General features: G+C 60.2%; 16 protein-coding genes and 1 tRNA gene. 6 read left to right on the top strand and 11 right to left on the bottom strand.

Going from position 1 to position 23,951, the window contains the following annotated elements; genetic code table 11:
- Positions 1-58: 58 nt before the first annotated feature.
- Entirely contained in the window at positions 59-1,150 is a 1,092-nt protein-coding gene (locus ABIB60_RS14145; RefSeq protein ID WP_354580747.1) for an SMP-30/gluconolactonase/LRE family protein, read from the bottom strand.
- Positions 1,151-1,290: 140 nt separating this feature from the next.
- Between ABIB60_RS14145 and ABIB60_RS14140 the strand changes: the two genes are divergently transcribed.
- From ABIB60_RS14140 to ABIB60_RS14130, 3 genes are all read left to right on the top strand, one after another.
- Positions 1,291-2,304 (top strand): SMP-30/gluconolactonase/LRE family protein, encoded by a 1,014-nt coding sequence (locus ABIB60_RS14140; RefSeq protein WP_354580745.1) that lies wholly within the window; start codon positions 1,291-1,293, stop codon positions 2,302-2,304.
- Between the two features lie 223 nt (positions 2,305-2,527).
- Positions 2,528-3,610, top strand: coding sequence for a fatty acid desaturase family protein (locus ABIB60_RS14135; RefSeq protein ID WP_354580743.1), 1,083 nt, complete (start codon positions 2,528-2,530; stop codon positions 3,608-3,610).
- 480 nt (positions 3,611-4,090) lie between these two features.
- Positions 4,091-5,395: a flavin monoamine oxidase family protein gene (locus ABIB60_RS14130; protein WP_354580741.1), complete on the top strand. Its 1,305-nt coding sequence runs from the start codon at positions 4,091-4,093 to the stop codon at positions 5,393-5,395.
- 82 nt (positions 5,396-5,477) lie between these two features.
- Here ABIB60_RS14130 and ABIB60_RS14125 read toward each other — a convergent pair whose 3' ends face one another.
- From ABIB60_RS14125 to ABIB60_RS14090, 8 genes are all read right to left on the bottom strand, one after another.
- Positions 5,478-5,882, bottom strand: coding sequence for a hypothetical protein (locus tag ABIB60_RS14125; protein ID WP_354580739.1), 405 nt, complete (start codon positions 5,880-5,882; stop codon positions 5,478-5,480).
- A 278-nt stretch (positions 5,883-6,160) separates the two neighbouring features.
- The gene (gene asnA, locus ABIB60_RS14120; protein WP_354580737.1) at positions 6,161-7,168 is read right to left on the bottom strand and encodes an aspartate--ammonia ligase; all 1,008 of its coding nucleotides are present in this window, start codon (positions 7,166-7,168) and stop codon (positions 6,161-6,163) included.
- Positions 7,169-7,628: 460 nt separating this feature from the next.
- On the bottom strand, positions 7,629-8,345 hold the full coding sequence (locus tag ABIB60_RS14115) for a PD-(D/E)XK nuclease-like domain-containing protein (RefSeq protein ID WP_354580735.1): 717 nt from the start codon (positions 8,343-8,345) through the stop codon (positions 7,629-7,631).
- A gap of 221 nt (positions 8,346-8,566) precedes the next feature.
- Positions 8,567-9,562: an NADP(+)-dependent, decarboxylating phosphogluconate dehydrogenase gene (locus ABIB60_RS14110; protein ID WP_354580733.1), complete on the bottom strand. Its 996-nt coding sequence runs from the start codon at positions 9,560-9,562 to the stop codon at positions 8,567-8,569.
- Between the two features lie 100 nt (positions 9,563-9,662).
- Entirely contained in the window at positions 9,663-10,277 is a 615-nt protein-coding gene (locus tag ABIB60_RS14105; protein WP_354580730.1) for a cyclase family protein, read from the bottom strand.
- A gap of 109 nt (positions 10,278-10,386) precedes the next feature.
- A complete protein-coding gene (locus ABIB60_RS14100) occupies positions 10,387-13,032 on the bottom strand; it encodes an MGH1-like glycoside hydrolase domain-containing protein (protein ID WP_354580728.1) in 2,646 nt (881 codons plus the stop codon).
- 81 nt (positions 13,033-13,113) lie between these two features.
- Complete coding sequence (locus ABIB60_RS14095; RefSeq protein WP_354580726.1) at positions 13,114-13,932, bottom strand: glucose 1-dehydrogenase; 819 nt, start codon at positions 13,930-13,932, stop codon at positions 13,114-13,116.
- A 158-nt stretch (positions 13,933-14,090) separates the two neighbouring features.
- Positions 14,091-14,166: transfer RNA gene (locus ABIB60_RS14090), tRNA-Lys, on the bottom strand.
- Positions 14,167-14,361: 195 nt separating this feature from the next.
- Between ABIB60_RS14090 and ABIB60_RS14085 the strand changes: the two genes are divergently transcribed.
- Positions 14,362-14,961, top strand: a complete 600-nt coding sequence (locus ABIB60_RS14085; protein ID WP_354580724.1) for a hypothetical protein — start codon at positions 14,362-14,364, stop codon at positions 14,959-14,961.
- Between the two features lie 197 nt (positions 14,962-15,158).
- On the opposite strand, the gene ABIB60_RS14080 is transcribed toward ABIB60_RS14085, so the two are convergent.
- Both ABIB60_RS14080 and ABIB60_RS14075 read right to left on the bottom strand, forming a co-directional pair.
- A complete protein-coding gene (locus ABIB60_RS14080) occupies positions 15,159-15,911 on the bottom strand; it encodes a TerC family protein (protein WP_354580723.1) in 753 nt (250 codons plus the stop codon).
- A gap of 31 nt (positions 15,912-15,942) precedes the next feature.
- Positions 15,943-16,749, bottom strand: a complete 807-nt coding sequence (locus ABIB60_RS14075; protein WP_354580721.1) for an SDR family oxidoreductase — start codon at positions 16,747-16,749, stop codon at positions 15,943-15,945.
- Positions 16,750-16,964: 215 nt separating this feature from the next.
- On the opposite strand from ABIB60_RS14075, the gene ABIB60_RS14070 reads away from it, so the two are divergent.
- On the top strand, positions 16,965-19,211 hold the full coding sequence (locus ABIB60_RS14070) for a GEVED domain-containing protein (protein WP_354580719.1): 2,247 nt from the start codon (positions 16,965-16,967) through the stop codon (positions 19,209-19,211).
- An 85-nt stretch (positions 19,212-19,296) separates the two neighbouring features.
- Positions 19,297-23,907: a T9SS type B sorting domain-containing protein gene (locus ABIB60_RS14065; protein ID WP_354580717.1), complete on the top strand. Its 4,611-nt coding sequence runs from the start codon at positions 19,297-19,299 to the stop codon at positions 23,905-23,907.
- Positions 23,908-23,951: the final 44 nt, after the last annotated feature.

The following is a 23,951-nucleotide window of genomic DNA, read 5'->3' as shown; positions in this document are numbered from 1 at the left end:
CGGCTTTTTTCAGTAACTACCGCTGACAGCAGTTCCTGGCTGGCCTAGTGGCGGTTGCCTACAGTTTCATCCGGTACAGCCGAAACGGGTATTCCACGCGGTCCTGCCCGTTATTCCACTTGGGAGTGCGCTCAATCTGGGCAGCGGTGAGGTAGAGGTAGCCGTCGGCTCCCAACCCAAAGGAATCGGGCCAGAGCAGGCGCGCATCCTGCACCACGGTTTCCAGGCGGCCGGCGGGCGTTAGGCGGCGCACGGCGTGGCCCGGCGAGTCGGTGAGGTAGACGTTGCCGGCCGCGTCAGCCAGCATACCGTGTGAAATGCCTACCTCGCCCAAGTCCTCAACCTGCGCGGCCAGTTGCGCCGGGCTACTGGCCGGGTTGCGCAGTGCTTCGGTGGCAATGCGGTACAGCCGGGTCTGGTTGATGGCGCGGTAGTAGAGGTAGCGGAAGTCGTGGGTGAGGGCAATACCGTTTACGTTGCTACTGAAGGCCTTACCGTTCTTATCCTTTACTTCTTTACCATCAATGCGCAGCACGAAGCCCGGCGCGGCCATTACCGATTTGTGGCCCTGCAACACCACCCGGCTACGGCCGCTGCGCAAATCCAGCACAACCAGAGCGGCTAGTTTAGGGTCGGAGAGGTAGGCCACCTGGTGCTCGGTATCTACGCGCACATCATTCAGACCCGACCGTTCCCGGGGCAAATCTTCGAACCGATAAATGCGCTCCACTTTGTTGGTAGCCAGATTGATGTGCACCAACTCCACCCCAGCTACCACGGGGGCCTCATCATCGGGGTTGGCGGGGTCCAGCACCCAGAGGTGGTCGTTGCGGTCTACAAACAGGGCTTGCACATTCACCCAGCGGCTGGCCGCCTGCGTGGAGTCCCACTGGTTCCAAGGGGCGTCCGGAAAGGGCCGACGCTGCCCGTTCACTATTTCTGCCAGGCCCATGTCGTATTCTTTCTTCTTTTTAGGGAAGGTGACGAAAACGCGGTTCTGGCGGGATACAGCCACCCCAATGGGTTGGTGGCGTCCAAACTCAGCTACCGGCTCCAGCGTCGTCAGCGGCTGGCTGGGTTGGGCTGAAACGGTTAGGGCGCTACTACATGCTATTGCTGCCACTAGCAGCACAAGGCGGGATACAGGCATAAAAAAACGCGGGGTTCAGGCTTCCGGTTGAGGTTGCCTACGCGGGCGCTCGGCGCGGGGTTGACTGGCAGCCCCACAACCCTGCACCCAGTTGGCCGGTACATGAGGTACCGTCGTGTTGTATCACGCTGGCTCCGTGTATGCGCTTTTTCTGCTTTTCCCTGGGCTTCCTGCTGCCCCTGCTGGCCCCGGCCCAAACGCCGGGGTTTACTACCATCGGGCAGGTGCGGGCTGTAACTCCGGCTTTTAATCAGCTTATTGCCCCAGGCACACCCATTGAGATAGTGGCCTCCGGCCTGGGCCACTCCGAGGGGCCGCTGTGGGTGCCAGATAGCACCATGCTACTGTTTTCCGACTCGCCCACCCGCACTGTTTACCGCTGGTCGGAGAAAGCCGGGCTAAGCAAGTTTCTGGAGGGAAGCGGCTTTAGCGGGCGCATGCCCTACGGCAAGGAGCCGGGTACCAACGGCCTGGCCCTGGATCTGCAGGGAAATCTGCTGCTGGCTGAGCACGGTGACCGGCGCGTGGCGCTGCTGCCTCTTGCCCAGCCCAGCGGCAAGCGCACCCTCACCGATGCCTTTGAAGGCCGCCGCTACAACAGCCCCAACGATGTGGTAGCGCACCCCAATGGCTCCCTGTACTTCACCGACCCTCCCTACGGCCTGCCCCAGCAAGGCCAAAGCCCATTGCGTGAGCAGCCCGGCAGCTACGTATACCGGCGCGGCGCCAGTGGGGCCGTCAGTCGGGAAGTAACCGACCTCACGCTACCTAACGGCTTGGCGCTGTCGGCTGATGGCAGTCAGCTGTTTGTTACGCAATCCGACTCCCTGCGGCCCGTTATTATGGTGTATCCGGTGCGCGGCAGTGGCAAGCTGGGGCCAGGCAAGCTGTTTTTCGACATGCAACCCCTGGCCCGGCGCCCCAAAGAAGTGCCCGACGGACTAAAGCTGGACCGCGCCGGCAACGTGTGGGCCTCCGGGCACGGAGGGTTGGTGGTCATTTCGCCCCAGGGCCAGCACCTGGGTACTATTGATGTGGGCGAAGTAATATCCAACTGCGCTTGGGGCGACGATGGCCGCACTCTGTATTTCACGGCGGGCTCCTTGGTGTGCCGCGTCAAAACCCTGGTACAGGGCACTACCGGCGGGCGGTAGGGCCCACGAGTTGGGTGGTACAATGTTCCGGCATTTACCGAGCGCACGGAACGTGTACTACCCGAATGAAGTTGGCAGAGCAAGTATAGGCTACCTGTTAGGTTTCTGGTGTGCTCAAGTGGCGACCAGAGGCCCTCGTTAGTTGCCGAAGCCGTAGGTGTACGTTTTCTCTTTTTTTCATAGCCGAAGCGGTCCGGACTGCTCTAGCGCAGCCCCCTTCCTTATGCGTGCCACGCTCAAATTCACCAACGTAGCTCGTTCTACGTTCTTTTCCACCGTGCGCCAGCGGGCAGATGCCTACTTCACCAGCCAGCAACTCTCGCGCCATGCCAACGGGGCTATGTGGGCAAAGGCAGGGTTCTTTCTAAGCAGCTTTGTGGTTCTGTACTGCCTGATTCTGCTTGGCTCATTCACACCCCTAACGATGCTGTGGCTGGCGGGCCTATTGGGGGCTTGCAGTGCGTTTATTGGCTTCAACATCTGTCATGATGCCTTGCATAACGCCTTCTCAGCCAACAAGCGGGTAAACAAGGTATTCAGCTTGCTTTTTAATCTGATTGGAGCCAATCCCTACGTGTGGACCATCACCCATAACGTGGTGCATCATACCTATACCAACATTCCCGGTCACGATGAAGATATTGAGGTAGCGCCCGGCCTGGTTCGCTTATCCTCCGAGGATCCGCTTCGGCCGTGGCAGCGCTTCCAGCAGGTGTACGCCTTTCCGCTGTACGGCTTAGCCTCCCTGTCGTGGGTGTTGCGCAAAGACTACGTAAAGTTTTTTCAGGATAAAATTGGGGAACACCCCACCCCTTCCCACCCGCGCCGCGAGTACATCAACCTGTTTGCGTACAAGGCCCTGTACTACGCACTCTTCATTGTGGTGCCGCTGCTTGTACTGGAGGTAAGCTGGTGGCAGTTTTTGCTTGGCTTCCTGTTTTTGCACTTTGTTGAAGGCTTGGTGCTGGGCTTAGTATTTCAATTGGCGCATGTGGTAGAGGGCACCGCGTTTCCCCAGCCCACTGCGGAGGGAGATATGCAGGAAGCCTGGGCCATTCATCAGCTGCGTACTACGGCCAACTTTGCGCCCCGCAGCGCGCTGGCTAGCTTTCTGTGCGGGGGGCTCAACCGGCAAATCGAGCATCATTTGTTTCCCAACGTTTGCCACATCCATTACCCGGCACTTTCCCACATCGTCCGGCAAACTGCGCAGGAGTTTGGCTTGCCCTACCTGGAAAACCCTTCCTTCGCGGCTGCCCTACGCTCCCATTACCGAATCCTGCACAAAATGGGCCGCGCTGCCTAGGCTGTGTGGAGAGTCGGGTAGAGAGAATGTCATGCAGAGCAGAGCGAAGCATCTTGCGTGCTGAGGTTGAAGTTACTAGCACAACCTCAGCACGCGAGATGCTTCGCCTCCGGTTCAAGACGCCACATGCTCTGCATGACGTGCTAGGCAGGACAGTTTATCAACTCTGCACACGCTCTAGCAAGCTTAGCGTTCAGGCCCTGAAAAATGCCTACCAGCAAGCCCCCGCTTTTCTTCTCACTTGGAGGGAGGGGGCTTGTCGGCAGAAAGCAAAACAGGTTATGCAGTGCGCACCGAGCAGGACGCTTACTCCATTTACCGGACTGCTTTTGCCAAAGAAGTAATAAGCCGCCGGCCGGTTTCTCCCAACGATATGCAGCAGTAGCTGTTATCAGCTGGCGGAAGATTCGCTCTGGGTTTTTGGTAGGCGCTGGTCTTGGCCCCTTGCCGCCCTGCTATTTTGGTTTTGAGGATTACTTGATGCAACTAGATGTTTTGATACTGGGAGCCGGGGCAGCAGGCTTGCTGGCGGCCCGCGACTTGGCCCAGGCGGGCCGGCGTGTACTGGTGCTGGAGGCCCGCTCCCGGGTTGGGGGCCGCATCCACACCTTGCCCGCCGAAGCTGGTTTCAGCGCGCCCACCGAGGCCGGCGCCGAGTTCCTGCACGGCGACGTGCCCCTGACGCGCCAACTGCTGGGCTCCTACGGCATTGGGTGGCAGGCCACGGCCGGCACTACCTACGCGGTAACCCAGGGTCAGGCCGAGGAAGCCGCCGCCTTTCTGGATGAGATGCCCTTGCTCCTAGAACGGCTCTACCAGCTACCCCAGGATATGCCCTTGGCCGATTTCCTGACCCAGTACTTCCCAGGCTCCGAATACGCCCATCTACGCCGCCAGGCCACCAGCTTTGCCGAGGGCTACGACGCGGCCGATGCCCGCCGGGTTAGCTCGTTTGCGTTGCGCGAAGAGTGGAGCGGCACCGGTGCTGAGGACTCGCCCCGCCCCGTGGGTGGCTACATTGGGCTGGTTGAGGGCTTGGTGCGGGAGGTGCAAGCGGCCGGTGGGCGGCTGGAGCTTACGGCCCAGGCCGTCAGCATTAAGTGGCAGCCCGGCCGCGTGGAGGTTACAAGTCAGGATGGCCGCCTCTTTGCAGCTGCGCGCCTGCTCATCACCGTGCCCCTGGGTATATGGCAGGCCGAAGCCGCGCAGCCCGGCTACGTGGCCATTCACCCCGAGCTACCCGAGCACCGTGCTGCGGCCCGCGCCCTGGGCTACGGCCCCGTTATCAAAGTATTGCTGGAATTTCAGCAGCCCATCTGGCAGCAACTCTCCCCCCAGCTTCGGCAGCCCCTGCCGGGGGCCGGCTTCTTGTTTTCTGATGCTCCGATACCTACTTGGTGGAGCCAGCAGCCCGGCACGCAGCCCTTACTCACCGGTTGGCTGGCCGGCCCAGCTGCCGAACAACGCCGCCTTACCCCCGCCGCAGATCTGCTCACGGAAGCGCTGGAATCGTTGGCTTACCTGCTAGACACTGCTCCCGAATACCTACGACAACAGCTACGGGCGCACCAAGTAGTGAACTGGGCCGCCGACCCGCTGGCCCTGGGAGCCTATGCTTATCCCACGCTGGAGGCCATTGAAAATCGCACCATCTTGGCTACTCCGGTAGCCGGTACGCTGTTTGTGGCCGGGGAGGGTGTATACAGTGGCCCCTACACCGGCACCGTAGAGGCTGCCCTGGCTACTGGCAAGGCCGCTGCCCAGCAAATATTGCAAACTGAATAGTAGCCCGACTACGCATGCAACAGCAAGCCCCCGTTCCTTTAGAGTGGAACGGGGGCTTGCTGTTACCGAAGGAGGCTACCAACTAGCGCCGGCCATTGCGGTGCTGGGCTTCCCAGCGGGCTTTTTCACTGGGCGTGACGCGGTGGTTTTTGGAGTAGCCGTAGTTGAAGTCCTTGCCCTGCCGGTAGTCTTGGTCGTCGCGGCGGTCCTTGTTGCGCTGTTCATCCCGACGGTCGTTGTCGTATCGGTCGTTGTCGTATCGGTCGTCGCGGCGGTCATTTTTACGGCGCAGGGCTTCCAGGCGGGCTTTTTCGGCAGGGCTCAGGCGCCGGTCGTTGTCGTTGCGTTTGTCGTAGTTGTTGCGGCGCTTATCGTCATCGTGGCTGGCAAGGCTGGCTTTGGCTGCTACTGGGGCGGCCACCGCCAAGTTGCTGGCACTGCACAGAAGAACAAGGGCACTGGCAAAGGAAAGCAGGGAAGTTTTCATGATAGTAAAAGGAAAGAAGTGGAAGAAAATAGCCGTTTCCAAGACAGGAGCAGCGTTTTTACGCTGGGTAAGCGCTTGACACCCCACTTGCAAGCCTGGTGCCGAACCTGCCCGCTAACGGCCCCATCACCGGGTTTTCTCTTCCGGCTCCGCACTTTCATCGACCAACCTGCCGGATTTTCCCTACTACCCTACTAGACACAAAAAAGGGTGGGGAAGCTACGGCCGCCAAACCTGCTCCCCCACCCGGCTGCACGTCGCAGCATTTCCGGCTTACTCTACAGCAGCCCCACTCCGGCACCGGCCAGCTCTTCCCGCACCGCCTCGGGCCAGATGCTTACCTGCACCTCCCCTATGTGGCCCTTGCGCAGCATAAACATGCATACCCGGCTCTGCCCAATGCCGCCGCCGATGCTCTGGGGCAGCTCATCCTTCAACAAGCGGGAGTGAAACGACAGTTCCTGCCGATCCTGGCAGCCGCGCAGGGCCAGTTGCCGCACCAGTGCGTGCTTATCCACCCGGATACCCATCGACGACACCTCAAAGGACGTTTGCAGCACCGGGTGCCAGAGCAGAATATCCCCGTTGAGGCCGCGGTAGCCGCTTGCCGTTTCAGTGCTCCAGTCGTCGTAGTCGGGGGCGCGGCCGTCATGGGGCTCCCCGTGGCTGAGTTCATGCCCGATGCCTATCAGGAATACCGCGCCGTGTTGCTTTACTGCCGCGTGCTCCCGCTCCTTGGGCGTAAGTGTAGGGTATTGCTTTAGCAGGTCCTCGGCGTGCAGAAAGGTGATGGATGCGGGCAGCACCGGCGTAATTTCGGGGTACTCGGAAGCTACCCGGGCCTCGGTGGTTTTCAGGGCGTCATAAATGCGCTCTACAGTAGCTTTCAGGAACTCCGGGGTGCGTTGCTCGGCGCTGATGTGCTTTTCCCAATCCCACTGGTCCACGTAAATAGAATGGATGGGCGAATAGTCTTCATCGGGGCGCAGGGCGCGCATATCCGTAAGCAGGCCCCGGCCGGCCTCAATGCCCAACTCTTGCAGGCGCACCCGCTTCCACTTAGCTAGGGAGTGCACTACCACCGCCCGGCGCTCATCCAGGGCCTTAACAGGAAAGCCCACGGGACGCTCAATGCCGTTCAGGTCGTCGTTGATGCCGGTGCCGTCCAGCACGGCTATCGGCGACGACACCTTGCTTAACTGCAGTTGAGCGCTCAATTCTTTGGTGAAAATTTCTTTCACAAAGCCAATGGCTTCTTCCGTTTTTAATAATTCCTGCGCGGTCATGGTGGGTATTTATTTTAGGAGTTTATGAAAATTTTTATTTCGAAAAAGGCACACGAATTCCTCTCTCCCGCTGCGGGAGTTTTTTCAGAAATTCAACAAGTATTTGTGCACAATTAGCACAACTGGCTCCCGACTACTGCACGTGCTGGGCCGGGCCATAGGCACAAAAAAAGCCTTCCGGGCTGCGGAAGGCTTTAAAAGAAAATCAAGTAGTGATTTTTCAGTTCTCCAATGGAGCAATAGCCTTCCAGTCCCGAATAAGATTATTATTCGAGTTATTATTCTGGAGATTATTGCGGAAATGACGCATGAACTAGGTCAGTTTTTGTCTGATGTATGCAAGTATAGAAAACTCAATTTAAAATTACAAGAGCTGCCGCACTATTATTTTTATCAGCGCTACTCATACACCCTTATTGTATATCCTCGTTTTATTACCGTACGCAGCTGTACGCGGGCTTTATTCCGCTTCCCCGGTTAAGGCATTACGCACGTCGCGCACGGCTTGCACCACCGACAACGGCACTGGTGCATCGGGCTTGAGCAGGCGCAGCAGCCGCATGTACTTGGCCCGGCCTTCATTGCGCAGCAGCGGCGGCACTTCGTACGTGAACACCTTGAAGGGCTCCACCTTTTGCACTCCTACCAGCAAAAACCGGTCAGCCCGCAGGGCATCGGCGTAGAAGGCGGCCTGGCGGTCATAATCATACTGCGAGCATTGCTCCACGAAGTGGTTATGGTCGCGGGCCATGGTGGTTTTAAAGTCAATGATGGTATAGGGCTGGCCGGGCTGATCCACCACCAGGTCGGCGCGGAGCTTGCAGAGCGTATCCGTGACGGGCTCCGTAAAGATGCAGCTGGGCTCTGGAATACCAACTTCCAGCAGGGCATTCACTTCCGGGTTCAGCTTCACCCCTTCCACCATCCACCACACCAGCGTATCGTTGATGCCAGGCTCGCCGGGCTGGTACAAATCGGGCTCCAGCAGGGCCGTGTGGAAGGCCGTGCCCAACCCCAGGGCACCGCCTACGCTGTTGTGAGGACGAGGCGGGCGGCCATTTAACGCGTCGCGCAGGCGAGAAAGGTCGGAATTGGCAATGGCCGGCAGGGCACGGTAATCATCGTACGGAATGCGCAGCAGATCAGGACGGGCGGGAGTGGTGGTTGGTTCAGTCACGTAAAAAGAACAGCGGAGCCCTGGAAAAGGCTCCGACAAAGAAAGCAAAGTCGGTTTTGGTAGGGGAGTATACGGCTTTTTCCGGGAAGTGAGGCCGGTGCCTTCGCCCGCAACGCCCGGTAGCCCTGCTTGCCCGTAAGCCAGGCATTCCGGGCAGATGGCCTGTTGCGCCACCTACCCGGAATGCCGGTACTGCGTAAGCATCACGCTCCCAGGGGGCTCTAGTGCGAACCGCTGGGTTCTTTATCGGCCCGCTCCCCGGTTTCCTCGGGCATTTCGTACTCGCCCACGCGGCCATACTGCCGCTCCCGCTGAATGCCCTTGTCCTCGCCGTAGGGGTGGCCGCCGAAACCGTGGCGCATCATGGCAATGGATTTGGCCCAAGTGGGCTCTTTGTCGCGGGAGGTGAACAACTGCATGACCGACTGCGTGATGACCGGAATGGGCACCTCCATGTGCAGCGCATCGGCCACCAGCCAGTTTACCTCGCCAGTGTCCTCAATGTAGCTGGGCACGTTGAAGCCGCCTTCCTCGTCGTACATCTTCTTCATGAGCTCCACCAGCCAGCTGCGCACCACTGATCCATTGTTCCACAGCCCCAGAATGGCGCTGATATCCAGCTTTTCGCGGAAGTGGGTGAGCATGCCCATGCCTTCACCAATGGCCTGCAGCATGCCAAACTCAATGCCGTTGTGCACCAGCTTCACGTAGTGCCCGGTGCCGGCGGGGCCGGTGTGCAGGAAGCCGTTGGGCACGGCCGTTTCCACAAAAAACTCCTTCAGCTGACTCACCGCTGCTTCCTCACCGCCTACCATGTAGCAGGCGCCGCTACGAGCCCCACCAGGGCCACCGCTGGTACCGCAGTCAAGGAAGTACAGGCCCTGCTCCTTGAGGCGGGCCGCGCGCCGGATGGAGTCGCCCCAGTAGGAGTTACCACCATCCACAATAATGTCGCCTTGCTCCAGGTGGGGCTGCAGCTGCTCAATCAGGCCATCAACGGCTACCCCGGCCGGAATGTACAGGAACACCTTACGCGGGCGTTGCAGCTTTTGCACCAACTCTACTAAACTACCCACTACGTGCAGGTTTTCCGATTCCAGATCGGGGCGCGGGTGCAGGTCCATGCCTACTACGGGGAAGCCTTTCTCGGCGGCTTGCCGGGCCAGGCCGGCCCCCATTTTACCCAGGCCAATAACCCCAATTTGCGTTTTACTCATGATGACAAGTGGTAAAGTTGTGGGATGGTGAAGTTGCGAAACAAGGGGTCTGGGCTTTTATACCGCGCGAACGAGGCGCCAGACTCTCTGCTTCACTTGCTCACCGTTTGCGGGCAATTACCCGGGCCGGAGCCCCATCGGCGCCGGCAATTTTCAGGGGCAGGCAGATCAACTCATACTCCCCGGGCTCGGCATGCTGCAGAGCCAGGCCCTCAATTACACTAATGCCGGCTTCCAGCAGAATGTGGTGGGTATCGGCGGGGCCTACCGAAAGGTAATCGACGCCCACGCACACCACGCCCTGGTCGCGGAGCCACTCGGCGGCGTCGGCGTGCACCCGCACAAAATCGGGGTTGAAGGGTTGGCGCGCCCAGTCCTGCCGGGAATTTTGGGTTTTGAACAGCACCCGGCTACCACGCGGCAGCGGCAGATGCTCAATTTCAGCCTTGGTAACAAACTGCGCATCCTGGATTTCCACCAGCAGCGCCGGCCCCATCAGGGTAGACAAGTCAAGCTGCGTGACGTCTGGTCCATCTTTGAGAAAATGCAGGGGCGCGTCTACGTGGGTGGCGGTGTGCACACTCAGGCTCATTTCCGTTACGTTGGCGGCGTCACCGCCCGCTATGCTCAGTGTTTTTTTGATGTGTACCGGCGCATTATCGGGCCAGTAGGCCATGCCGTCGGAAATGGTGGTGGTGAAATCAAGCCAATCCATATTTTTAGTTGTCGGTTACTGGTGGTCGGTTGTTCGGTTAAAGATTGTCCGTTTCTATTGGTTGGATGATGAGCTAACAACTGACCACCAGCAACTGGCAACCACCATTTCATTCATCAGACGAGCGGGGCTGCAGCAGTTTGGCAATCAGGCCCGTCCAGCCGGTTTGATGGCTGGCCCCAAGGCCGCTGCCCGTGTCGCCATGGAAATACTCGTGAAACAGCAGATGGTCGCGGAAGTGGGGGTCATTTTGCAGCTGCTTATCCTGTCCGAAGCAGGGCCGCTGCCCCTCCGCATTGCGCAGGAACAGGGCGGTGAGACGTTCGGTAAGAGCCTGGGAAATTTCCAGCAGCGTGCAGTAGCGCCCGGTACCGGTGGGGTATTCCACTTTAAAATCGGGGCCGTAGTAGTGGTGAAACCGTTGCAGGGATTCCACCAGCAGGAAATTCATGGGCATCCAGATGGGGCCCCGCCAGTTGCTATTGCCCCCGAATAGGGACGTGGTAGACTCGGCAGGCTCGTAGTTTACCACTGCTTTGTCGCCTTCATCCCGCTGAAATACAAAGGGGTGCTCCAGGTGAAACTTCGACAGGGCCCGCACGCCGTAGTCCGACAGAAACTCAGCTTCATCCAGCATCCGACGCAGCAGCAGCTTCATGCGGTGGCCGCGCAATAGGCTCAGCAGGTGGCTTTGGCCTTTGCCGGGCTCCTGCCAGCGGCTGACCAAGGCCGCCAGCTCGGGGCGGTGGTCCAGAAACCAGTTGAGGCGGCTGATAAAGCGGGGCACATCCTGCAGGGTATCGGTATCCAGCACCTCCACGGCAAACAGCGGAATCAGGCCTACCATGGAGCGGACCCGCAACGGAAAGCGGCCGTGGTCGGGTGTGCTGAGCACGTCATAGTAGAAGCCGTCCTCATCATCCCACATGTCTATTTTCTGGTCGCCCATGTTGCTCATGGCCGAGGCAATGTAGAGGAAGTGCTCGAAGAATTTGCTGGCCAAATCCTGGTACACGGGGTTAGTGCGGGCCAGCTCCAGGGCAATGCGCATCATGTTCAGGGCAAACATGGCCATCCAGGCGGTGCCATCGGCCTGCTCCATATGGCCGCCGGTGGGCAGCGGGGCACTCCTATCGAACACGCCAATGTTGTCGAGACCCAGAAAACCGCCCTCAAACACGTTGCGGTTGTGCTCGTCCTTGCGGTTCACCCACCAGGTAAAGTTGAGCAACAGCCGGTGGAACACGCTTTCCAGAAACGCCGTGTCGCCCTGGCCGCGCTGTTTGCGTTCCATCTTGTACACCCGCCAAGTGGCCCAAGCGTGCACGGGCGGGTTCACATCCTCCAGCTTCCACTCGTAGGCCGGCAGCTGTCCGTTGGGGTGCATGTACCAGTCCTGGCACAGCAGGCGCAGCTGGTTTTTGGCAAAATCCACATCCACCATCGCCAGCGGAATGCAGTGGAAAGCCAGGTCCCAGGCCGCGTACCAGGGGTATTCCCACTTGTCCGGCATCGACACCACATCGGCGTTGTTTAGGTGGGGCCAGGTGTGGTTACGGTTGTCCAGGCGACTCTCGGGCGGGGGCGGCAGGGCCGGGTCGCCGCGCAGCCACTCGGCCACATCATAATAGTAGAACTGCTTGTTCCAGAGCATACCGGCCAGGGCCTGGCGCTGCACGTTGCGGGCGTCGGGGCTGTCGAGGCCGGTTTGCAGCTCCTGGTAGAATGCATCAGCTTCGGCCTTGCGCTGGCTGATGATGCCGGCAAAATCGGCAAACGGCTCAGGATGGCCCGGGGCTGCCAGCCGCACGCGCACCGTGCGGCTTTCCCCGGCCGGCACCAACAGCTGGTAGTGCGCGGCCGCCTTGGTGCCTTCCCGCGCGGGGTTTACGGCGGCGGCTTCACCGTGGAGTAGGTAGTTGTTGATGCCGTCCTTGCAGAAGGCAGAGGCCCCGGGAGCCCCGTACAGCCGCCGGGCATTCGTTTCGTTGTCACAGAATAGCAGCTCTGCCGCCGGGCCCTCTCCTTGCTCATAGTACAGGCACAAATCGGGTAGGTTGGCGTGCGCAACCCGGATGGCGCCCTCAGTAGCCGCTGTCAGGTTAGGCTTGTCCTCGGAATAGCCCCAGGCCCAGGTGTTGCGAAACCACACTTGCGGCAGTACATGCAGCGGGGCTTCCTGCGCGCCCCGGTTGTGCACCGTTATCTGCAGCAGTAAGTCCTCGGGGCCGGCTTTGGCGTATTCCAGAAAGATGTCGAAGTAGCGGTTCTCCCGAAAAACGCAGGTATCCAGCAGCTCAAACTCCGGTTTTTGCCGGTCGCGGCGGGCGTTTTCCTGCACCAGCCAGTCGTACGGGAAAGCGTGCTGCGGATACTTGTACAGCATCCGCATGTAGCTGTGCGTGGGCGTATTGTCGAGGTAATAATACAACTCCTTTACGTCCTCGCCGTGGTTACCCTCGGGGCCGCTCAGGCCAAAAAACCGCTCCTTCAGAATGGCATCCTGCCCGTTCCAGAAGGCCGGCGCCAGGCACAGGAGCTGCCGCTCATCACAGACTCCACCAATACCCTCTTCGCCCCACCGGTAGGCGTAGCTGCGGGCCATGTCGTGGGTAGTGTAGGTCCAGGGTTGGGAGTCGGCGGAGTAGTCCTCGCGCACCGTGCCCCACTGCCGGTCCGATACGTAAGGCCCGAACCGGTGCCATGGGGCGCTACCTTCCCGGGCAGCCTGCTGCCGTTGTTTTTCCTCGCTCATTTTGGAGTAGTTATCAGGTGCTGGTTGGCCAGTTGGTAGTTGTCAGCAACGCGTCCTGAAAACCACCAGCTAAAAACCGCCTCACCCATTATCCGCGAAGCCAGGGTACAGGGTCATGCCGCCGTCGGCAAACAGCGTAGTGCCCGTCACGTAATCCGATTCGTCGGAGGCCAGCCACACGGCTACTTTGCCAATATCGGCGGGCTCGCCAATGCGGCCGTAGGGAATAAGAGTAAGCAGGCTTTTTTCCTCCTCGGGCGTATCGCGGGCCGATTCGTTGATGGGCGTGGCAATGGCACCCGGCCCAATGCTGTTAACCCGGATGCGCTGCGGAGCCAGCTCCTGGGCCATGCTCTTCATCAGCTGCATGATGCCACCTTTGCTGGTGGCGTAGTTCACGTGGCCGGCCCAGGGAATTACCTCGTGCACCGAGCTCATGCAGATAATCTTGCCGGTAGCCTTTGATATTTCCGGCTGCGGGCCCCGGCGCACGAACTCCCGGGCGGCCTCCCGGGCACACAGGAATTGTCCCGTCAGGTTCACGTTGATAACGTTCTGCCACTTTTTCAGTGTCATCTCCAGAAACGGCGAGTCATCCTGAATTCCGGAGTTGTTTACTAGGATGTGTAATGTACCACACTGCCTCCGAATCTCCTCAAACATGGCCAGCACCTCTTTCTCCTTGCTCACATCGGCGTGCACGGCGTAGGCTTTACCCCCGGCTTCTTCTATCTTTTTGACCACTTCCGCCGCGCCCTCCGGGCTGCGCGCATAGTTCACGAAAACGGTAGCGCCTTCTGCGGCCAGAGCCTCAGCTACTCCGGAGCCAATACCGGAGCTACCGCCCGTTACCAGGGCAATTTGGTGTTGTAGTCGCTTTGCGGACGCAGAGTTAGCCATGCTGGTAAAGAGGTTGGTTTCTCTACCTAGACTAGGAATACTGCCCTTTAGTTACATGAATTTCTGATGAAGATCTGACTATCAGTTATATAACAGTAAAAATAACTGAACTATGTAGCCCCAACAACAAAAAAGCCCTGTCGTATCCGACAAGGCTTTGGTGATCCCGCTGGGATTCGAACCCAGGACCCATACATTAAAAGTGTATTGCTCTACCAGCTGAGCTACAGAATCAGTTTCTTTGTAACCAGCGGGCGTTTCTCGCTGATTGTGGCACAAAAGTAGAGGCCCAAACCTAACCGTGCAACTGTTTTGCTGAAAAAAGCCTACCTTTTTTTTCTATTTCCAGCGGTACTTTCCCAATCCGTTCAGGCCCAAAAAGTTAGTCCGGCTCTTCTGAAGGCCGATTCTTTGTTTCAGGCCGGGCAAGTGGAGAAGGCATATCCGCTTTACCGCCAAGCCAGGGAGCAAGACCAGCAACAGTCGGCCCGGCAGTTGCTGCGCATGGCCTACGTGCAGGAGGCATTGGGGCATTACCCGGCGGCTCTGTACTACCTGAGTACGGCGCAGGCCTGGCAGCCGCGCCAAGCTACCTGGCGCAAAATGGTAGGCTTGGCGCAGGAGCACCGCCTTACCGGCTACCCCGATACCTGGCGGCAAAACCTGCTGATTACGGTGCAGCGCTACTATTACCGGCTGTTGCAAGGGCTGCTGATTCTGGCGGTGGGGGGTGGCACCTTGCTGCTGATCCGGCGACGTACGGCCGACCGGGCCTGGTGGGCTACGTACGCCGCGTATTTGGCCGCGGTGGGCGTGTTTCTTAATCTGCTGGCTCCGGGCCGGGTTGGGCTGGTAGCCCGCCCCCGCGCTCCGCTTATGGCCGGGCCCAGCGCCGGCTCGGCCTGGCTGACCACGGCAGCGGCCGGTGACCGGTTTGAGGTGCGTGGGCAGCAGGATATCTGGTTTCGGGTGCAGTGGCAGGGCCGCGACGCTTACATCCGCCGCCCCGATTTGCTGCTGGTGGAATAAGTGGTGAAGCTGTCAGTGGTGAACTTGTGAAGTGGGTAGCACAGATGATGACAGCAGCCAAAAAGAAGGCCCTTACCCCATCTGAATGGCCATTACTATGATGGTTTGTTCAGATGGGGTAAGGGCCCTGCTCCGTTAAGGCCGAGGGGCTTATCCCCGGTTAATGCTTTATACCTTCACCTTGCACAACTCTCCTGTTAAGCCACGCGCCGCCGCACCCAAGTTACCAGCAGCGGCACCGCAAACACCGCCACCGTGAGCAGTGTGAGGCCGATTTCGGCGGTTTCGCTGGTGAGGAAGCGGCTGAACGGGTGCGTGGGGGCGTAGTGCTCTACCAAGGAAAGCAGCAGCTTCAGCCCCAATATACCGATAACCACGAATGCGGCCGTTTCCAAAAAGGGGTATTTGGCCATCAGCAGCACGAATGCCTGGGCCACCAGCCGCATAGCCAAAATGCCGATAAATACACCCGTACACACCAGAATCAGGTTATCGGTGAAGGCTACCACGGCGAATACGTTGTCGATGGAAAAGGCCAGGTCCATGAGCTCAATGAGGGCCACGGTGGCCCAAAACTGCCCGAAGGTCCCCAGGGTACGGCGGTAAATCCAGCTCTTCTCCTTATCCACTCCATCATCTGCCTGAGCGCCGCGCTTGGGCAGAAAGTAGCTGGCAGCCAGATACAACAGGTACAGACCGCCCAAGGGCTTGAGAAACCAGACCTCTACTAAATAGGAGGCAAACAGCAGGCAGATACCCCGGAACACGTAGGCCCCAATGATGCCGTAGCGCAGAGCTTTCTGGCGCTGCTCCTTGGGCAAGTCGCCCACCATGGTAGCCAGCACGGCCGCGTTATCCACGGAGAGCAAGCTTTCGATAATGATCAGGTTGCCCACTACTGCCAGGGCCGCCAGCGGATTATCCAGAATTTGCTGCAGGTGATGGTTCATGCAGAACAGTGGCCCCCGGCCGGCTTAAAAGTTACAGTACAAAATCAGGCTCCTCCTTACGGAAGTGGTTCAGCACCAACTTATCAGCCAGGCCGGGCAACCACTTATTCAGGAACACGGTGAGCTTGCCCGTGCTGGTGAGCACCAAGTCGCGGCGGCGCTGGCGCACGGCTTCCAACAGATGCTGGGCCACTTCCTCGCTGCTCATCATCTTCTGCTCATCCCGCGGCGACTCCCCTTGCTTAGAGCCATCGGCGGCCAGGGCTACGTTGCGGATGTTGGAGGCCGTAAAACCCGGGCAGGCCAGCAGCACGTGCACGCCCTGGGGCAGCAGCTCGGTGCGCAGGGCTTCCAGAAAGCCGTGCATGGCAAACTTGGAGGCCGAGTAGCCGGTGCGACCAGGCAGCCCCCGGTAGCCGGCAATGCTACTGATGCCCACAATGGAGCCCTTAGTCTGGGTGATGTAGGGCAGGGCAAACTTGGTGGTGTACACCGTGCCGAAGAAGTTGGTTTGCATCAGCTGACGAATCACGTCCAGGCTGGCGTCGCGGAAGAGGGCGCGCATGCTGATGCCGGCATTGTTGATGAGTACATCTAGGCGGCCAAACGCGGCCAGGGTTTCCTGCACGGCCCGCACCGAGTCGGCCTCCACGCCCACATCGGCCCGCACGGTGCGGTGCTGAATACCCAGACGGGCCAGCTCGTGGGCCGTTTCCTGCAGGCGAGCTTCGTCGCGGCCAGTAATAACGATGCGGGCGCCGGCCCGACCAAACTCCAGGGCCGTGGCCCGGCCAATGCCAGAGGTGCCACCCGTGATGAGCACAACTTTATCTTTCATGCAAGGGAGAAAAACTATCAGGATATTCCGGTTGGGAATACGGCAAAACTACGCGGATTTCGGCAGAGCGCCGGGCAGAATCCCGCATCCGTCGAATTTCGGGGAGCTGGAGCATTAGAAGCTGATATATTGAATTCGCAGCCGAGAAAATTGTATTTTGGTTCGCCGTTATTCCCGGAGTTTCCCATCCTCTTTTTTCCCTTTAGTGCTTTTCTATGATGCAACCCTTACGCACTCAATTGGGTGAGAAGATGAGGTACGTCTTCGGCTTACTCAGTGTACTGATACCCTTTTTGGCTTTGCAAGCCCGGGCCCAAACCTGCCCGCCGGCAGCCGCGGCCTGCACGCCCGGCAACGCACCCGCCGCCAATTACCCGTTTGCCATGGGTATTTTGAACGTGACGCTGGGGGGCATCAACTCTACCACCGCCGGCGTGCAGGAAGGCTACAAGAACTACGCTTGCACGCTGGCAGCCGCAGCCCTCACCGTTGGCATTGATGCGCCCATTTCTATCCGGACCAACAGCAACGCCGACGAAAATGTGCGGGTGTGGGCCGATTTGAACAACGACGGCACCTTCAGCCCCAGCTCCGAATTGGTGTTCAGCTCCAATGCCAAGCGCGTGCACACGGGCACGGTGCGGCTACCAGTAGGTACCGTTACGGGCGTGGGCCTGCGCCTGCGCGTGGCGGCCGACTACGTGAATGCTCCGGTGCCCACGCCCTGCTCTACGCCTCAGTACTCGCAAACCGAGGATTACGCTCTGGTGGCTTCTGCCAGCGCGCAGGCCCCGGTAACCGAGTTTACGGCCGACCAGACCCGCACCTGCTCCGGCACCGTGCAGTTTACCGACCAAACGCAGAATGGCCCCGGCAGCTGGCTCTGGAACTTTGGCGACGGCACCACCAGCACCCTGCAGAACCCCAGCCACCGCTACACCACGCCCGGCACGTTTACCGTGGCCCTGACCACCACTAACAGCGTAGGCAGCAACACCAAAACCCGCACCGGCTACATCATCTACGATAGCGCCGTGCCAGTGGCCGCCACCTGTACTGCCACCACCTCGGCGTACTGCTGCGGCTACGGTATTACGAGGTTTGCCCTTGGAGGCTTTGTCTCCACCTCAGCCGATGGGCAGGCTGGCTACGAAGACTTTACCTGCACGGGCAAGCTGGAATTGCTGGCCGGAAACCGCTACCCTTTAAGCGTGCTTACCGGTGGCAGCAACCCCCACGATACCCGCGCGTGGCTGGATGTGAACAACAACGGCACCTTTGAAGCCAGTGAGCAGATATTTCAGGCCCTGAACACCAGAAACCCCAGCGGCACCTACACAGTGCCGGTTAATGCCCCGCTCAACCAGCCCCTGCGCCTGCGCGTGGCCGCCGATTTTGTGGGTTCCGGCTTTACGGCTTGTGCAGGCATCCAGTACGGCCAGGCCGAGGACTATACCGTAACGCTGCGCCAGAGTACCCAGCCACCGGTAGCAGGCTTCACATCCAACTACGTGCCGGGCTCCTGCCAAACCACCGTGCAGTTCACCGATCAGTCGCAGAACGTGCCCACCAGCTGGCGCTGGAACTTTGGCGACGGCACCACCAGCACCCTGCAGAACCCCAGCCATACCTACACGGCAGTTGGCAGCTACCAGGTAACCCTGACAGCCACCAACGCCTACGGCACCAACACCTTTACCAGCGGCACTACGGTACTGGTAACCATTCCGTGCCGGCAGTATTGCTACGCCACCGGAGACAACACCTCCTTTTGGATTACGAACGTGGCGCTGAGTTCCGGCCAAACCACCGTATTCGCCAATACTTCCGATGCTGACCCCAACGGCTACGGTAACTATGCCGGCAAGCTCATGACCCTCCGACTGGGCCAGACCTATGCGTTAACGGTAGCCAGCAATATCAATGCCCAGCGAATAACTACGGTGTGGCTGGACTGGGACCGGAACGGGGTGTTTGATACCTCGGAGCTTGTTGCCAACCAAATCACCACGAATCCGGGCATCATCTCAGTGGCAGTGCCTAATCAGCAGAGCCTGATAGGGTTTACGCGGATGCGCATCATTGCCCGCCTCAATAACAACTCCCCGTATGCCTGCACGGGCATTGTTGCTCAGCCTAATACGGAAATCGAAGATTACAGCGTGCAGGTTGTGTCGACTACTGCCACCCGGGCGGCGCAGTCGCTGCCGGGCCTGTCGGTTTCGCCCAACCCTACCGCTACCGGCGTGGTGGCGTTGCATGTGGCAGATACCGGTGCGGCCGACACCTACGCGGTGGAAGTAACCAACAGCGTGGGCACCTGCGTGCACCGCAGCACCGTGCGCCTGAGCGCCGCTACCGACGCCTCCCTCAACCTGAGCCATTTGCCCCCGGGCCTGTACGTGCTGCGCCTGGCCGGTACCCACGGACAGACGGCCATCCGGCGCGTGCTGCGCAACTAGCCTGCCTTCCTCCCGCTCTGCCTCCCTCCCGCTCTGCCGCCGGCCCCTCGGCGGCGGGCGCCCTCCCCTACTTTCATTTGTTTATATGCGCACAACTTTACTGCGTACCTGTCTGCTGTTGCTTGTTGGCTTATTACTAGGCGCCCGGCCAGCGGCAGCCACCCATTTGCTGGGTGGCGAAATGAATTACAAATACCTGGATGCGAAAGGCCCCACTGGGGCGCCTTTCCGCTACCAGGTAACGGTATTGGTGTATCTGAATAAGGAGTTTGGCTCGGCGGCACCCGATGGGCGGCCCAGCGTGGAAATTACGTTTTATAACAAGTCGCAGAATGGGGCGCGCATCACCAGCATGACGGTTCCCCGCACCAGCTTCGCGGAAATTACCCCGCCTACGCCGGGCGGCTGCACGCTGCCTACCAGCCAGCCACCCCGCGTAACGCTGGCCAAGTACGTAACTACCGTGAACCTGCCGCTGTCGTTTGATGGGTATTACGCCGTGTACACCGACATAGCCCGCAACAACGACGTAACCAACCTGCAGAGCCCCGGTGCCACCAACATGACGCTGTACATGGATATGGCGCCGCCCCTGTTGCCGAATACCTCCCCCGTATTTTCGGATACAGCCGTGGCCGTTATCTGCCAGGGCGATACCACCATCCTGCTCAACAACGCCTACGATGCTGACGGGGACCGGCTGATTTACTCCTTTGGTACTCCTTACCAGGGCGCTGCGCCCTTCGGCAACTTTGCCCCGCCGCCGCCCCCCGTTACTTACGCCAGCGGCTACAGCGTAACCAAACCATTCGGGCCGGCGGCCGGCAGCTATGCGGCGCTGAATGCCAGCACCGGCATTAGCACGTACGTGGCTCCTAACCAAGGTAAGTATGTGGTGGCCGTGGATGTAAAGGAGTACCGCACGGTTAATGGCCGGGAGGTGCTGGTAGGCACCACCCGCCGCGACATTCAGCTGGTATCGAGGCCTTGCCAGGCCAACCTGGCCCCGGTATTTACGCCTACCTCGGTGGCTGTACGGGAATTTACGGTGGAGGAAGGCCGCTCCTTGAACTTTGGGGTTACCTCCACCGACCCCGAGGGCAAATTGTTGACCATGCGAGTAAACAGTGCGCTGCTGGATGGCAGCGGCCCGTTTGATTTTAGCGTGAACGGCAACCAGGGAACTGTGCCGGCCGGCAGCCCAACAGGTAGTGCCACCGTTACGGCCACAGCATCCGTAACGGGCGCTTTTGTGTTCAATACGCGCTGCGGCAACGCCCGTGCCACACCTTATGATGTGGTAGTAACGGTGAGCGACAATACCTGCGGCAGCAAAACCATTGCCGGGGTATACCGCATAACAGTAACGCGGGCGGCCGGCCCCAACCGCATCAACGGCGACACCATCATCTGTGACCGAACGCAGAGCCTGCCCTACACGGCGGCGGGCCCGACGGCCGGCTCCTACCGCTGGACGGTGCGCGGCGGTACTATTCAGGGTTCTGCTACCGGCAACTCAGTACAGGTACTGTGGGGCACCACCGGCACCGGCACACTCACGGTACGCGGCGTATCCGGCCTGGGGTGCCCCACTGATTCCGTTCAGCGCACCGTGGATATTCGGCCGGCCTCCACGCTGGCTGTCAGCGCCGATGTAAGTATCTGTCCGGGAAGCTCAACTACCCTCACGGCCAGTGGCGGGCAGCTGTACAGCTGGACCAGCAGCAGCGGCCAGACGTTTACGGGAGCCAGCATTACAGTGAGTCCGGCCCAAACTACTGTGTACACCGTGCGTTCTACGGATGGGGTGTGCACGGCTTCCCGACAGGTAACCGTAACGGTGAACCCGGCGGCCGTAGCCAGCCCTGGGCCAGCGCAAACAGTGTGCTCGGGGGTGCCGGTAACGCTGGGCAGCGCGGCCGTGGCAGGCTACACGTATCAATGGAGCCCGGCTACCGGCCTGAGCAGCAGCACAGTTGCTCAACCGGTACTCACGCTCAGCAACACCACCGGGGCCATCCAAACCTACACCTACACGCTCACGGCCACCACGGCCCAGGGCTGCACCGCAACCAGCGCCGTTACCATCACCGTAAACCCTGCTGCCACCGCCAACGCCGGCCCCGACCAGTCCGTGTGTTCAGGAACGCCCATTACGCTGGGCAGCGCGGCACTGGCAGGCTATACTTACCAGTGGAGCCCCGCCACCGGCCTGAGCAGTAGTACCACGGCTCAGCCGGTACTTACCCTCAGCAATACCACGGCTACTACCCAGGTATTCAGCTATGTAGTAACTGCCACTACGGCGCTGGGCTGCGTAAGCCAGGATACGGTGCGCGTCACTATTTATCCGGCGGCCGCAGCAGCGGCCGGGGCCAACCGCACCGTGTGCTCCGGGGAAACCACGGTGCTGGGCACGGCGGCCGTGGCGGGCTTCAGCTACCAGTGGAGCCCCGCCGCCGGCCTGAGCAGTGCTACCGTGGCCCAGCCCATTTTCAACCAGCTTAACACCAGCACCCAACCCCAGACCTATACCTACACGCTCACCGTTACCACGGCCCAGGGCTGCGTAGCCACCAGCACCGTCACCATCCGGGTGAACCCCGCCGCCACCGCCAATGCGGGCCCCGATGCCGCCCTCTGCGACGGCAAGCAGTTGACGCTGGGCACGGCGGCGCTGACCGGTTATACCTACCAGTGGAGCCCGGCCGCCAACCTGAGCAGCGCCACTGCTGCCCGCCCAGTGTTCACGGCCCGCAATGCCACCCAAACGCCCCTCGTGCTGACTTACGTGCTAACGGCTACCACGCCCCTAGGCTGCGCCACCCGCGATACGGTAGTACTCACGGTGAACCCGCGGCCGGTGCCCGACAGCATTCAGGGCTCGGCCTCGGTGTGCCCCACGGTGCAGGGCGTGCGCTACAACATCCGCAACCCGCGCAACACAGCCTACCAGTGGCTGGTAACCGGCGGCACCATTGCCAGCGGCCAGGGCACGCCGGTTATTACCGTTAACTGGGGCCCGGCCACTGCCTCGGCTTCGGTGCGCGCGTTTCAACTGAACTCCTTCGGGTGCTCGCCGGATACCGTTACGCTGCCCGTGCGGGTAAACCAGCAACTGGCCACGCCCCGGCCCACCGGCCCCTTGCAGGTGTGCCTGGCCGATGGCCCTTTTACCTACCAGACGCAGTTCACCAACGGCTCCGTGTATGCCTGGCAGATTGTGGGCGGGACGCAGGTAGGCACCAATCAAGCCACGGTGCAGGTGCGCTTCACCCGCGTGGGTTTGGCGAAGCTGGTAGTTACGGAATCGAGCAACCCAGCCGGCGGTATCTGCCGGGGCACCAGTGATACGCTATACGTAAACGTGCTGCCCTCACCCGCTACTACCCTGGCCATTAGCGGCCCCAGCCGAGTGTGCGCGGGCGCGGGCAATGTAGTATTCTCGCTACCGGGGGCGGCTACTTCCTCCTATACCTTCACGCTGAATGGCACTACGGTAGCCGGTACGGGCAACTCAGTTACCATCAATAACCCCGTTGCCAGCGCCACACCCTACACCCTTACCATCCGGGAAACCACGGCCAGCGGCTGCGTGGGCCAACCCTACACCAAAACCTTTGTGGTAGTGCCGCCCCTGGCCATCAGCGGCCCGGCCAGCTACTGCCCCGAGGCGCGCACCGGCCTGGCCTACTCTACTACGGGCCTGGCAGGCGGGCAGTACCAGTGGACGCTTACAGGCGGCACCATCACCGGCGGCCAGGGCACTAACGCCGTTACCATTGATGTGCCGGCCGGCTCGGCCAACGCCACGCTCAGCGTAACGGAAACCACCAGCCAGAGCTGCACCGCCACCTTCACCATCCGTCCGGACAACGCCACGGTGGCCCTGAACACGGCCTCGGTGGATGCTGCCACCCAGGACCGGAGCATTACGCTGGCTCTACAAGTGCCCAACAACACCGGCAACACCAACCGCGTGCAAATTCTGCGCCGCGAGGCCGGCAGCACCGGCGCGTACACCACGGTGGGCAACGTGGCTAACTCGGCCACCACTTTCACCGACAACGCCGTGGATGCCGATGCTAAGGCCTACCAGTACCAAGTCAACCTGACCAATGCCTGCGGCACCGTGCTCAGCAGCCAAACCCACACCACCATCCTCACCCGCGCCACCGCCACCCAGAGCACCGGGGGCCGCGACGTAGGTAAGGTGCAGGTGAACTGGAGCGCCTACCACGGCTTCGCAGTTAAGGAGTACCGCGTAAGCCGCGTGGCCGACAACGGCACCGCCGAGTTGGTGGGTACCGTGGCCGGCTCAGTGCTGACGCTGGAGCTGCCCAGCAGCACGGCCGGCTTTGCCCAGTGCTTCCGGGTGCAGGCCATCAGCACCGAGGCCACGACCCGCATTTCCTTGTCCAATGATGCCTGCGTAAGCTTCGACAACAAGCTGGGCTTCTACAACATCATCACCCCCAACGGTGACGGCAAGAACGACGTGCTGTTCATTGATAACGTAGCTCTGTACCCGCGCAACACGCTCACCATCTTCAACCGCTGGGGTAAGCAGGTGTATCAGACCAGCAACTACCGCAACACCTATGGCGGCCAGGAGCAGGCTCAGGGTGTATACTACTATATGTTTAAGCTGGAGGACGGCACCAGCTACAAGGGGTGGTTTGAAATTGTGCGCTAATCCGTACCAGCCATACTAGCCACTCGCAAAAGGCCGTTCGGAAT

This window comes from Hymenobacter sp. UYP22 (assembly GCF_040547285.1).
Lineage (GTDB): Bacteria > Bacteroidota > Bacteroidia > Cytophagales > Hymenobacteraceae > Hymenobacter.
The sequence above is the reverse complement of the archived record's forward strand: the minus strand, read 5'-3'. Positions and strand labels throughout refer to the sequence as shown.